General features: G+C 56.3%; 13 protein-coding genes. 9 read left to right on the top strand and 4 right to left on the bottom strand.

Annotated features, from left to right (window positions below; genetic code table 11):
* Positions 1-19 precede the first annotated feature (19 nt).
* Positions 20-1,189: a D-alanyl-D-alanine-carboxypeptidase/endopeptidase AmpH gene (ampH, locus tag NQH49_RS13900; protein WP_256697058.1), complete on the top strand. Its 1,170-nt coding sequence runs from the start codon at positions 20-22 to the stop codon at positions 1,187-1,189.
* 39 nt (positions 1,190-1,228) lie between these two features.
* Here ampH and NQH49_RS13905 read toward each other — a convergent pair whose 3' ends face one another.
* Positions 1,229-2,302 carry a DUF1176 domain-containing protein gene (locus NQH49_RS13905; protein WP_256697059.1) on the bottom strand — a complete coding sequence of 358 codons (1,074 nt, stop codon included), beginning with the start codon at positions 2,300-2,302 and terminating at the stop codon, positions 1,229-1,231.
* Between the two features lie 488 nt (positions 2,303-2,790).
* Here NQH49_RS13905 and NQH49_RS13910 point away from each other — a divergent pair, with 488 nt between their 5' ends.
* Genes NQH49_RS13910 through NQH49_RS13945 form a run of 8 tightly spaced genes read left to right on the top strand, consistent with a single transcriptional unit; the run spans position 2,791 to position 10,717 of the window.
* Positions 2,791-3,621 carry a DeoR/GlpR family DNA-binding transcription regulator gene (locus NQH49_RS13910; protein WP_256697060.1) on the top strand — a complete coding sequence of 277 codons (831 nt, stop codon included), beginning with the start codon at positions 2,791-2,793 and terminating at the stop codon, positions 3,619-3,621.
* A gap of 12 nt (positions 3,622-3,633) precedes the next feature.
* Positions 3,634-4,617, top strand: a complete 984-nt coding sequence (locus NQH49_RS13915) for a substrate-binding domain-containing protein (RefSeq protein ID WP_176971105.1) — start codon at positions 3,634-3,636, stop codon at positions 4,615-4,617.
* A gap of 2 nt (positions 4,618-4,619) precedes the next feature.
* Complete coding sequence (locus NQH49_RS13920; RefSeq protein ID WP_256698436.1) at positions 4,620-6,125, top strand: sugar ABC transporter ATP-binding protein; 1,506 nt, start codon at positions 4,620-4,622, stop codon at positions 6,123-6,125.
* Positions 6,118-7,107 (top strand): ABC transporter permease, encoded by a 990-nt coding sequence (locus NQH49_RS13925; protein WP_256697061.1) that lies wholly within the window; start codon positions 6,118-6,120, stop codon positions 7,105-7,107. Before NQH49_RS13920 ends, NQH49_RS13925 begins: the two co-directional genes overlap by 8 nt.
* A gap of 16 nt (positions 7,108-7,123) precedes the next feature.
* Entirely contained in the window at positions 7,124-8,173 is a 1,050-nt protein-coding gene (locus tag NQH49_RS13930; RefSeq protein ID WP_179449942.1) for an ABC transporter permease, read from the top strand.
* Positions 8,173-8,865, top strand: coding sequence for a D-allulose 6-phosphate 3-epimerase (gene alsE, locus NQH49_RS13935; RefSeq protein WP_256698437.1), 693 nt, complete (start codon positions 8,173-8,175; stop codon positions 8,863-8,865). Before NQH49_RS13930 ends, alsE begins: the two co-directional genes overlap by 1 nt.
* Positions 8,862-9,755 (top strand): allose kinase, encoded by an 894-nt coding sequence (gene alsK / locus NQH49_RS13940; RefSeq protein ID WP_256697062.1) that lies wholly within the window; start codon positions 8,862-8,864, stop codon positions 9,753-9,755. The genes alsE and alsK overlap by 4 nt, the downstream gene beginning before the upstream one ends.
* On the top strand, positions 9,755-10,717 hold the full coding sequence (locus NQH49_RS13945; RefSeq protein WP_256698438.1) for a ribokinase: 963 nt from the start codon (positions 9,755-9,757) through the stop codon (positions 10,715-10,717). Before alsK ends, NQH49_RS13945 begins: the two co-directional genes overlap by 1 nt.
* 80 nt (positions 10,718-10,797) lie before the next feature.
* Here the strand turns inward: NQH49_RS13945 and nudK are convergent, their stop codons facing one another.
* The 3 genes from nudK to napB form a co-directional block, all read right to left on the bottom strand.
* Positions 10,798-11,376 carry a GDP-mannose pyrophosphatase NudK gene (nudK, locus tag NQH49_RS13950; protein ID WP_061717931.1) on the bottom strand — a complete coding sequence of 193 codons (579 nt, stop codon included), beginning with the start codon at positions 11,374-11,376 and terminating at the stop codon, positions 10,798-10,800.
* Positions 11,377-11,543: 167 nt separating this feature from the next.
* The gene (gene napC, locus NQH49_RS13955; protein ID WP_008107860.1) at positions 11,544-12,128 is read right to left on the bottom strand and encodes a cytochrome c-type protein NapC; all 585 of its coding nucleotides are present in this window, start codon (positions 12,126-12,128) and stop codon (positions 11,544-11,546) included.
* A gap of 7 nt (positions 12,129-12,135) precedes the next feature.
* Positions 12,136-12,567: a nitrate reductase cytochrome c-type subunit gene (gene napB, locus NQH49_RS13960; RefSeq protein WP_007890846.1), complete on the bottom strand. Its 432-nt coding sequence runs from the start codon at positions 12,565-12,567 to the stop codon at positions 12,136-12,138.
* Positions 12,568-12,575 lie beyond the last annotated feature (8 nt).

Raw genomic sequence — 12,575 nt, forward strand, 5'->3', positions numbered from 1 at the left:
CATAGCGGACGCTTTCCCGTTGAAAAAACGTACTCCTTTTTTACTGGCCTTAATGGTTTCAGTGCTTCCATTAAAAAGCATGGCGCAGTCATCGCCCGATCCACTGTTGGCATCGCAAATTGTTGATCGTTACGCTGAGCACATTTTCTATGGCAGCGGCGCAACCGGCATGGCGCTGGTAGCGATTGACGGCAATCAGCGGGTTTTCGCCAGCTTTGGTGATACGCGCCCCGGCAACAACGTGCGTCCGCAGCCCGATTCGGTGATTCGTATTGCCTCGCTCAGCAAGCTGATGACCAGCGAAGTGATGGTGAAGATGGCCGAGCGCGGTCAGCTGCGTCTTGACGATCCGCTGAGCAAATACGCGCCGCCTGGCGCGCGCGTGCCAAGCTATAACGGCCAGCCGATTCGCCTGATTAACCTCTCCACGCATACCAGCGGCCTGCCGCGCGAGCAGCCCGGCGGTAAACCGCATCGTCCGGTGTTTGTCTGGCCAACCAAGTCCGATCGCTGGCAATGGCTGAGCGGCGCCGCATTAAAGGCCGCGCCGGGCACCAATGCCGCCTATTCCAACCTGGGCTTTGATCTGCTGAGCGATGCACTCGCCAAAGCGGCGGGCATGCCGTATCCGGCGCTGTTTCAACAGTTGATAACGCGTCCGTTGGGCATGAAAGACACCACTTTCACGCCGTCACCGGATCAGTGTCAGCGCCTGATGATTGCGGAGAAAGGCGCCAGTCCGTGTAACAACACGCTGGCGGCTATCGGCAGCGGCGGCGTTTACTCAACGCCAGACGATATGGGCCGCTGGATGCAGCAGTTCCTCAACTCGGCGGTGAATCACCGCACGCCGCAAATCGATCGCCTGCAAACGCTGATCTACCGCCGCGACCAGTTGACCAAAGTCGAAGGCATGGATGTGCCGGGTCGCGCCGATGCGCTGGGCATGGGTTGGGTGTATATGGGGCCGAAGGAAGGTCGTCCGGGAATTATTCAGAAAACCGGCGGCGGCGGCGGTTTCATTACCTATATGGCGATGGTGCCGCAGCACAACATTGGTGTGTTTGTGGTGGTGACGCGCTCGCCGTTAACGCGTTTCACCCCGATGAGCGATGGCGTGAATAATATGCTGACGGAATTGGTGGCCAATCAGTCGGGTTCACCGATGACGGTGCAAGCGATTCGTTAATCATATGGGGAAGGTCGCCATTAATGGCGACCCTACAGATTAACGCGACTGCACCGGGTTCTGCGATTCGGTAACCCACAACGTTGGCCAATCTTCACTGCTGTGCCACGCATCGCAGGTCTTCTCTTCCGCATACTCCGCCAGCACAAATTCGTTGCCGTCATATTGCCAGCGCGTCGCCACGCCGCAATCCCCCAATCCACGTCCTTTACTGAAGGTGTAAAGCAATCCATGGCTGGCATCGAATTCGGCGTTCACCAACTCCAGCTGATTATCGCTGCGTGATGCTGGGGTGAACGGCAACGTTAAGCTCAAGCCACGCGACACATAAGGCGCATCACGCGTCACTTCAAATGCCAGATCGATAACGTTGTAAGCACCGGTTTCACAGCTGATCAGCAGCAGCGCTTTGCTGTCGGTCAGCGGTGAAACGCTCACTTCACGCCGCAGCGGATCGAGCGAGCAGTTATCGGTATTCACCCGCCAGGTACCAAAATCAATCAAACCGCTGGTCTCTTCCTGCGTCAGCGGCGGCGGCGGCGGTAACGGCGCGGGTAACGCCGGCAACGCGGGTTGCGGCGGCACATCCCACTGCACGCGGTCGCCACGCTTCACCCAGGCGCTGGCACCGTTGACGCGGCCCTGCACGTCATCCATCAACAATAACGCTGCCTTCATGCCGCTGAGCGGAATGGTGGCGTTGGCTTTGTAGGTCAATTGCAGATTCTGCGCATCCAGCGTCTGCGCCAGGAACTCGTCGATGGCGATAGCATTGCTGGTCGCCAGATGATGCGGCTCCACCGTCCAGTGTTTGAGATCCGGCGTCAGACGGCGTTGATCGAGCAGCAAATTATCCTTGAGCGGGCCGCCAGGCAGCTCACCGCTGTAGGCGCTGCCGTAATCGATGCGCAGTAAGGGGCGATCGTTGACGCCAGCATGACGTGAAATCGTCATCACTAAGCCGTTGTCACCGGGAAAACTGCGTGCCACGCAAAAAGCCGCATTGTTACAGGTCAGTTGCCAGTCAGAAAATGACTTTTGCAGTGGCTGAGCCTGTACGCACGCGACAAAAAGAAAGGGCAATAAAAGCAGTAACTTCATCCAATACGACATCAAAAAAATCGGTCCCCAAATTCCTGGAAAGAAAATAATAGCGCAACGGGAACGCTGTCAGCAGGCCTAAACTGTGAGCCGGCCCTAAAAGCGGGGTCAACCGCTGAAAAAGACATCACCTTGTAGCGATCGGGTATTGGATGACGCAATGGCTCATCATCCGTTTTGACCGATTCCTGCTCAATCGGATTCGTCGCACTCTTGTTGGCGCATCACAAACGGTCAAATACACACAAACGGTCATAAGCGGTCATGTTAGATTAAATCCATGTTGAGGCTATGCAACGCGCGTAGAGCGCGGATTTCGCGGCATCAGGCGCTTTTATGCGAGTCGCATCACGTAATTTTGATAACCAGACATCTCATTTACATCAAAGAAAGATCCAGATCACTCTAATCAGCTAAGGCGTTTTGGTGACTGTGGACTCGTGCGCAGCCCACACTTTCCAAATGCGCTATCCAGTAATTTATATCCATCGGAGGTTAGTATGTTGCCGATTGAAAGACAGCAGCGAATTATTGACGAATTAAATGTAAATGGTCGGGTCATTGTCGCTGAATTAGTCACGTTATGTCAGGTTTCACAAGAAACCATTCGGCGTGATTTAACTCAGCTGGAGAAACGTGGTCTGTTACAACGCAGTCACGGTGGTGCGGTACCAGCAAAACGACAGGCCGCTAACATTCAGGGGAATACAAGAGGCGTTAACGAGTATGAATTATCTTTCCGCCAGAGAATAAATGAACACGTTGATGCCAAGATGGCGATTGCCAAACGCGCACTCGATTTCATTAGCCCCGGCGATTGTCTATTACTCGATAGCAGCACCACTTGCTGGTATTTAGCGCGACAGCTGCCAGATATTGAATTAACGGTATTAACCAATTCCATCAGGATTGTGCAAACCCTTGCGGCGCGCGGCAGCATCCGCACCATCTGTCTGGGGGGAGAATATTCTGACCGTTATGAAGATTTCCACGGCGTGGTCGCCGAGCAACCGCTCAGGGAATTTCAGATCAATAAGATCTTTTTTTCCTGTAGCAGTTTAGGCAATGACGGTTATTTACGCGAAGGTAACGAAAACAACGCACATTTAAAACAGCAAATGTTATTAGCAGCGGAAAGAAAACATCTGTTGCTGGACGGAAGTAAATTCCTGCGGCCCTCATTCGCGCGTATTTGTCATTATCGCGATGTGGACTTTCTCATTACTGACCAATTAAAAGACAAAGAGCTGGAACAAGAATTAGCGTGGAACGGCGTCAATATTATTGATTGCTCCCAGCGCAGCCATTCTATGCAGCTAATAAAAAATTAAATCGGAGTCTTTATGAAAAAACATCTTATCGCCTGTTCTCTGCTCGCCCTGTTTGCCGCCTCCGGCGCGCACGCTGCTGACAAATTACGCATGGGCATCGTGGTGAAAATTGGCGGTATTCCGTGGTTCAACGCCATGGAAGCGGGCATCAAGAGTGAAGCGGCGAAACGCGGCATTGACGCGTGGATGGTGGGCCCAACGGCGGCCGATCCGGCTCTGCAGGTGCGTGCTATCGAAGATTTGATTGCCCAGAAGGTCGACATCATTGGCGTGGTGCCGAATGACCCGAAGGTGCTGGAGCCGGTGCTGAAGCGCGCCCGTGATGCTGGCATTGAAGTCATCACCCACGAATCGCCGGATCAGAAAGGCGCTAACTGGGACTTCGAACTGGTGGATGCGCCGACGCACGGCATCAACCATATGAAAGCGCTGGCGAAATGCATGCATGAAGAGGGCAAATACGCCATGTACGTCGGCAGCCTGACCGTGCCATTGCATCAGCAGTGGACCGATGCGGCGTTGAATTACCAGAAAGAACACTATCCGAAGATGCAGATGGTCACCGACAAGTTTGGCGTCGGCGAATCGCTGGATGACTCGATTCGTACCACCAATGAGCTGATGTCCAAATACCCGGATTTGAAAGGGATTATGGCCTTTGGTTCACAAGGTCCGATTGGCGCCGGTCGTGCGGTGATGAACCGTAACAAAATTGATCAGGTGTGCGTGATTGGTGCCTTCAGTCCTGGCCAGGGCGCATCGCTGGTGCAGCGCGGCGCAATCAAAGGCGGCTACATCTGGAACCCGCAGACCGCTGGCGAAGTGTTCGTGCGCATCGCCGACATGATGCAGAAGAAAGAGCCAATCACCGACGGAATGACCATCGAGGGTTTAGGCAAAGTGAAAGTTGACGAGGCGACCCACACCATCCTCGGCAACAACACCGAAAGCCTGGACAAAGAGAACCTGCCAAAACTGGTGAAAATGGGGCTGTAATGATGAAAGAGGTGATCCCACAGACGCTGATTGCGCTCGACAACCTGTCGAAAACATTTGGTGGCAACCGCGCACTGAGCGATATCTCGCTGACCTTACTGGCTGGCGAAGTGCACTGTCTCGCTGGCACCAACGGCTGTGGCAAGAGCACCTTAATCAAAGTCATTTCCGGGGTGCACGCCCCGGATAGCGGCAGCCGCATTACGCTGGGCGAAGGCCCAAGCTTCCCGCGTCTGACCACACGTCAGGCGCGTGACTTCGGCATCCAGGTGATTTATCAGGATCTGTCGCTGTTCCCCAATCTCAGCGTGGCGGAAAACATCGCCTTCGAGCACAACCTGAGTAGCCTGCTCGGCTGGCACCGCAAAGCCAAACTGCGTGAATCGGCGCAGCGCATCATTGATGAGCTGAAGTTTGACCTCGACCTCGATGAAAAAGTGGCATCGCTGTCGATTGCCGCCCGCCAGCAGGTCGCGATTTGCCGTGCGCTGGTCGCCGATGCGCGGCTGGTGATCATGGATGAGCCGACTGCTTCATTGACGCGCACCGAAGTGAATCAGCTGCTGCGCACCGTGCGTTACCTCAAAGACAAAAACATCTGCGTGGTGTTTGTCAGCCATCGTCTGGATGAAGTGCTGGAGATTTCGGATCGCGTGACGGTGATCCGCGACGGCCGCAAAATGGGCTGCTGGCCCGCCAAAGCGATGACGCCGCACCATCTGACCGAACTGATGACCGGCCTGAAACTCGACTATCAGCTAAAAACGCCGACGCGCAATGACGATCGCCTGATCCTCGAAGTCGAAAAGCTGACGCGCGCCGGACAATATCACGACGTTAATTTCAAACTCTATCAGGGCGAAGTGCTGGGCCTGTGCGGCCTGCTGGGATCTGGGCGCACCGAACTGGCACTGTCGCTGTTTGGCATGACCAAGCCCGACAGCGGCAAGATCTGGCTCGACAGCAAACCGGTGCGCTTCCGTGGACACGAGGACGCGATCAAAGCGGGTATCGGTTATGTCTCTGAAGATCGCTTAACGCTGGGTTTGGTGCAGCAGCAATCGGTGGCCGACAACATGGTGCTGCCGATCCTCGACAAACTGCAAAACCGTTTCCACCTGATTGACGAATACCGCAAGAATAAGCTGATCCTGCAGTGGATTCAGCAGCTTGGCGTGCGCGTCGCCGATCCCAATCTGGCGATCTCCACGCTCTCCGGCGGCAACCAGCAGAAAATCGTGCTGGCGAAATGGGTGCTGACCCAGCCGCGCATCCTGATCCTCGATTCGCCCACGGTTGGCGTGGATGTCGGCGCTAAAGCCAGCATCTATCAGCTGATTCATCTGCTGGCGAAGGAAGGTTTGTCGATCATCCTGATTTCCGACGAAGTGCCCGAGGTTTGGTACAACTGCGACCGCATCCTGCACTTCCGTGATGGCACCGTTCATGCCGAATACCAACCCGATACCGTTGAGCAACAGCAGCTGGCGGAGGTGATCAATGCCTGATTTTTCTCGTTTACGTCCGAGCTCCAGCCAGGGCTGGCTTGCCTGGGTTTTGCTGGCGTTCATCGTGTTTTTCTCTGCCGCCAGCGACCAGTTCCTGACGGTGCAAAACCTGCTGGATCTGGCGGAAAGCTACGCCGTGACCGGCATCTTCGCCCTCGGCCTGTTTGTGGTGCTGGTGACCGGCGGCATCGATATCTCCTTTGCTGCGGTGGCGTCGGTGGTGCAATACCTGATCGCCTCGCTGTTTGTGCAGTTCCAGTTTGATAACGCCCTGCTCAGCATTCTGCTGGCGGTGGTGTGCGGCACGCTGTTTGGCGTAATCAACGCCCTGCTGATTACCTCGCTGCGCGTGGTTTCGATCATCATCACCATCAGCATGCAGTCGCTGCTGTTTGGCCTGTTGATGTGGGTAACCGGCGGCAAAAGCCTCTATTCGCTGCCGGACTGGTGGATCACGCTGCGCAGCGTGCTGCCCTTCAACTGGCAAGGCAACAGCTTCCAGATTGGATTGCCGCTGGTGACCATGCTGGTGATTGCCGGACTCACCGCGCTGCTGCTGAACAAAACCAATCTTGGCCGCCAGCTGTATGCGGTAGGCGGCGATGCGGAATCGGCGCGCCGTATCGGTATTCGCGTGGGTCTTATCCACATCTTCGCCTACGGCTGGCTGGGTGCGATGGCGGCGATTGGCGGCTTAGTGCAGGTCTATCGCATGGGTGAAGTGGTGCCGAATGCGCTGGTTGGCGGCGAGCTGGATGTGCTGGCGGCCACGGTGCTGGGCGGTGCCAGCCTGATGGGCGGCAAAGGCACGGTGAGCGGCACCTTAATGGGCGTGTTCCTCATCGCCATTCTGAAGAACGGCCTCAACCTGATTGGCGTCTCCAACTACTTCATGAACATCGTGGTGGGCGGCGTGATCATGGTGGCCATCGCCGTGACTCACTACAAAAAACGTAAAGAAACTGATGTCAGTTTCGTCTAACGGAAGGCGCATTCACATGAAATCACTCTCTGCTCTGCGTCCGGACGGCACCAATATCGGCCTGATGCTGCTCATTGCGCTGGCGCTGGCGACCTTCACCATCATGCTACCGGGCCGCTTTCTCACGGATTCGACCTTTATGAGCATGGCGTTCCAGTTGCCTGAGCTCGGCTTGCTGACGCTGGCGATGTTTATCGCCATTCTCAGCGGCGGACTGAATCTGGCGATCATCGCCACCGCTAATCTGACGGCGCTGTTTATCGCCTGGACGCTGATGCGCGCCCTGCCCGCCGATGCGGGAACCGGTATGCAACTGTTGTGGCTGTTCATCGCCATCATCGGCGCGATGCTGATTGCCGCGCTGATTGGCGTGATTACCGGCGTGATGGTAACGCGCATCGGAGCGCACCCGATTCTGGTGACGCTGGCGACCATGATGACGCTGAACGGTATCGGCATCTGGCTCACCAAAGGTGCGGCGGTCAGCGGCATGCCGTCGGTGGTGCAGGCGCTCGGTTCCAACACGCTGCTTGGTGTTCCGCTGCCGCTGTGGGTGTTCCTGATTGCCGCCGCGCTGCTAGCGCTGTTCCTCGGCAAAACCCGCGCCGGTAAATGCATCTATATGGGCGGCAGCAACATCAACGCCACCTGGTTTAGCGGCATCAACACCCATCGCATGGTGATTCTGGTGTACGTCATCTCCAGCCTGCTGTGCGTGTTGGCTGGCTTGATCATGATGGCACGCTTCAACTCGGCGCGTATGGGTTACGGCGATGCGTATCTGCTGCTGACGGTGCTGGCGATCATCCTTGGCGGCACCGATCCCAACGGCGGCTTTGGTCGCGTCACCGGCGTGGTGCTGGCGCTGATCGCGCTGCAAGTGCTCTCCACCGGCTTCAACCTGATGAACATCAGCCAGCACGTCAGCCTGGCGATGTGGGGCGCGGTACTGATTGTGGTGCTGGCCTTCAAACAATTCAAAACCCGCTTTAACGAACATCGTGCCGTCAAACTCAGCAAGCTGGCCGCGGCGCTTAACCCTTTGACCGAAAAAAAGGAAGTATGATGCGTATTCAAGTCTCCCCGTCGTTGATGTGTATGAATCTGATGGAGATCAAGCACCAGCTCGCCGTGCTGGACTCCCGCGCCGACTTCCTGCACATCGATATTATGGATGGTCACTACGTGAAAAATATCACGCTGTCGCCGTTCTTTATTGAGCAGATTCGCCCGTTCACCAAAGTGGCGCTGGATGTGCATTTGATGGTCGAGCAACCCACCGATTTCATTGAAGTGATTGCCAAAGCCGGCGCGGATTACATCTGCCCTCACGCCGAAACCATCAATCGCGATGCATTCCGCGTGATCAACATGATCCGCAGCTTCGGCAAGAAAGTTGGCGTGGTGCTCAACCCCGCGACGCCGGTCTCCTTTATCCATCACTACATTCATCTGGTGGATAAGATCACCGTGATGACTGTGGATCCGGGCTATGCCGGACAACCGTTTATTCCGGAAATGGTGCTGAAGGTCCAGGAGCTGAAAGCGCTGAAGCAGGCCAACGGCTATCAATACCTGATTGAGATCGACGGTTCCTGTAACACCCGCACTTACAACACGCTGGTTGGCGCGGGCGCAGAAGTGCTAATTGTTGGTACTTCCGGTTTGTTCAATATTCACGACGATCTGGAAACCGCCTGGAATATGATGCGCGAAAGCATTGATGAGGCTCAGGGATTGGCGCAGGTATCCGCATGAAAAAATGCTGGCTCGGTATCGACATTGGCGGCACCGGCACACGTCTGCAGCTGATGGAAGCAGGCCGCGTTTGGTCAAGCTTCCGTAAAGTGCCGACGGCCAGCTGGGCGCAGCAACCTGATGCGCTGAGCGCGTTGGGCGAGTTAATCAGTGAAACGCTGGAGCAGCAGCCGGTGAGCGGCGTGATGCTCGGATTACCCGGCATTCTCAGCCGCGACCGCCAGCAGGTGATCTCGCTGCCGTTTATCCAGGCGCTGGATCAACAACCGGTTGCCGCGCTGCTCACCGAGCGTCTTGGCGTGCCGGTAGCGATGGACAAAGATGTTAACCATCTGATGCTGTGGGATTTGTTGCAGCTGGAGCAGTTGCCGGACAGCGCGGTGGGTTTGTATCCCGGCACCGGCATGGGCAACAGCTTGTGGATCAACGGTCAGTTTTATCATGGTCAGCACGGCGGCGCGGGTGAGCTTGGCCATGTGCCCGTTGCCGGCAACGATCTGCCCTGCCCGTGCGGCAATCGTGGCTGTGCGGAAACCGTCACTTCCGGCCACTGGCTAAGCCGCTGGGCGAGCGCCAACGTGCCGGAGACCAACATGTCGGCGCTGTTTAGCCAGCATCGTGAGCATCCGGAGCTGCAGGCTTTTGTGCAGCGTCTGGCGCAGTTGATTGCCACCGAGATGAACATCCTCGATCCGGAATACCTGATTCTCGGCGGCGGCGTGCTGGCGATGGCGGACTTTCCGCTGGCGCAGTTGCGCAGCCAGATTCAGCAGCATCTTCGTCCACCCGCCACGCGCGACGGTTTGAAGATCGTGTTTAGCCAATCCACCGATCACACCGGTTGTCGCGGTGCCTGTTTAGCCGCCGAACGTCTGTTCAGGAGTGCATGATGAAAGGAAAAGTGTGTGTGTTTGGCTCGTTCAACCTCGACGTGGTCGCGGTGATGAACCGCTTTCCGATGCCGGGCGAATCGCTCACCGCCCATACCAGCATGATGGGACCGGGCGGCAAAGGTGCCAATCAAGCCACGGCCGCGCTGCGTGCTGGGGCACGCGTGCACTATATCGGAAAGATTGGTAATGATGACTTCGGCATGTTTGCGCGTCGTCATCTGGAAAAGACCGGTTTCGATGCTATCACCTTGTTTACCTGCAAGGAGAAACCCACCGGCAATGCGCTGATTTACGTTGCCGGTGACGATGCCGAGAACATGATTTCGGTCTATCCCGGCGCAAACACCACGGTAACTGCCGCCGAAGTGACGCGCTGCCAACCCACCATTGCCGCCGCCGATATTTTGCTGGTGCAGCTGGAGAATAATCTCAGCGCCATCCAGCGCATGATCGACAACGCGCGCGCTGGCGGCACCTTTGTAATTATGAATCCCGCACCGTGGCAGAAAGTTACTGATGCGCTGCTGGCGAAAGTGGACTTGTTGACGCCGAACAGCACCGAAGCGATGCAGCTAACCGGCGTGAAAGTCACCGACTTCCCCAGCGCGCAGCAAGCGGCAGAAAAGCTGCACCGCAAAGGCGCGCGTCAGGTGATTATTACCTTGGGGGTGTCCGGCGCGTTGCTTTCGGTAGCCGGGCAGCCGCCGCTGCGTATTCCGCTCTTCCCGGCGCAGCCGCTGGATACCACCGGCGCAGGCGATGCGTTTAACGGCGCACTGGCGGCGCGGCTGGCTTCTGGCGATGAACTGCCGCAGGCAGCGCTATTTGCTTCAGCTTACGCTTCGCTGTGCGTGGAACGCTCCGGTGCGGCTCACTCGATGCCCTCTTACGCCGAAGCGCTGGCGCGGTTGCAGGCGTATCCGCAGTGCGTGCCGGAAGCGTTGGGTGAGTTGGTATAATCCTGTACGGTAATGGACAAGGTCGGCATAGTTGTGCGGTGATTGGCCAGGTCGCCATAAATGGCGACCCTACGTAAAAACTACGGCTTTAACCAACCGGCGATCTGGGCATGCTGCAACAACATAATGGCTTTGCCGTCACGAATGCGGCCGTCTTTCACCATCGCCAGCGCTTCCGGGAAACTCAGCTCCAGCACGGTAATCTCTTCATCCTCAACGCCACCGCCGTTGTTGGCGCGCTGCGCATCGCTGTATTGCGCAGCGAAGAAGTGGATCAATTCGGTGACACCGCCCGGCGACATATAGACTTCGTAGAGTTTCTCCACCTTGCCCACCTGATAACCGGTCTCTTCAATCGCTTCTTTGCGAATGCACTCTTCCGGCGAGTCGTCATCCAGCAGCCCCGCGCAGGTCTCAATCAGCTCGCCGCTTTCGTTGCCATTCACATAGGTAGCTATACGGAACTGACGCACCAGCAGAACGCTATTTTTTTCAGTGTTATACAGCAGGATGGTGGCGCCGTTACCGCGATCGTAAACTTCGCGCTTGTGACGCACGACTTCGCCGTTGTTGCGGGTGAGTTCGTAGGTGAAGTTGCGCAGCACAAACCAGTTTTCTGACAGCAACTTGTCTTTGATGATGTTGATCTTTAACGACATAACCGCTCCACTGCTAAATTGAGGGAGCCTGAGATGATAGGACGAAGCGGCGGGGAAAACTATCTGAATTGTGAGGATGGTGGAGGTATAAAAAGGAGGTCGCCATAAATGGCGACCCTACGGGGGAAACACGCTCGAACGTAGGGTTGCCATTTATGGCAACCGCTTCAAAAACCGTTCGGCTGGTCTTTCATATCCGGCAGATGGTGCGCGATACCTTTGTGGCAATCGATACAGGTTTTCCCTTCCTCAATCGCCTTGCTGTGCATCTTCGCGGCCACGGTTTTCTGCGCGGTGAAATCCATATAATCGAAGTTGTGGCAGTTACGACACTCTTGCGAATTGTTGTTTTTCATCCTGCGCCACTCGTTTTGCGCCAGCTCGATGCGGTGATCCTCGAACTTTTGCGGCGTATCGATGATGCCGAAAATCTTGGCATACACCTCTTTGCTCGCCTGGATCTTACGCAGCATTTTCGGGCCCCACTCGTGCGGCACATGACAATCCGGACAGGTGGCGCGCACGCCGCTGCGGTTGTTGTAGTGCACCGTCTGCATATATTCCTGATAGACGTTATTGCGCATCTCGTGGCAGCCGATACAGAACTGCTCACGGTTGGTCATCTCCATCGCGGTGTTGAAGCCGCCCCAGAAAATGATGCCGCCAGCAAAGCCCAGAATCAGCAAGGTGCCGAGCGCCAGACGACTTGGACGTCGCCACCAGCGCCAGATGCGCAGAAGTTTCTCTTTCATCATGTCCTCACTTACCGAAGCCGTCAGCCGGTTTGAAGGTGTTTTCCACCACCGGTTTGGCATCGGTTTGCGGTACGTGACACTGCAGGCAGAAGTAGCGGCGCGGCGACACGGTGCTGCTCACCAGACCATCGCGATCGGTAAAGTGCGTTGGGCTGACACGCGGTGCGCCGGTGGTGAGATAGCTCTGCGTGCCGTGACACTGCAGACAACGGTTCACGTTTTTCGTCACCTGATAGCCATCCACGCTGTGCGGGATCACCGGCGGCTGATTCACGTAGTTCAACGGCTTGCGGCTCTGCTCTTTGGGCTGATGAATAGTGCCCTGCTGCGTGGCCGTCACTTCTGGTGACTGGTTGAGATCGACGCCGTTATTGGCGTAAACCGTGCCGCCCAGCATCAGGGCGGCCAAAGTAACGAGTGTGATTAAGGGTTTCATTGCATCCT

The sequence above is a fragment of the Pantoea trifolii genome (assembly GCF_024506435.1).
GTDB lineage: Bacteria > Pseudomonadota > Gammaproteobacteria > Enterobacterales > Enterobacteriaceae > Pantoea > Pantoea trifolii.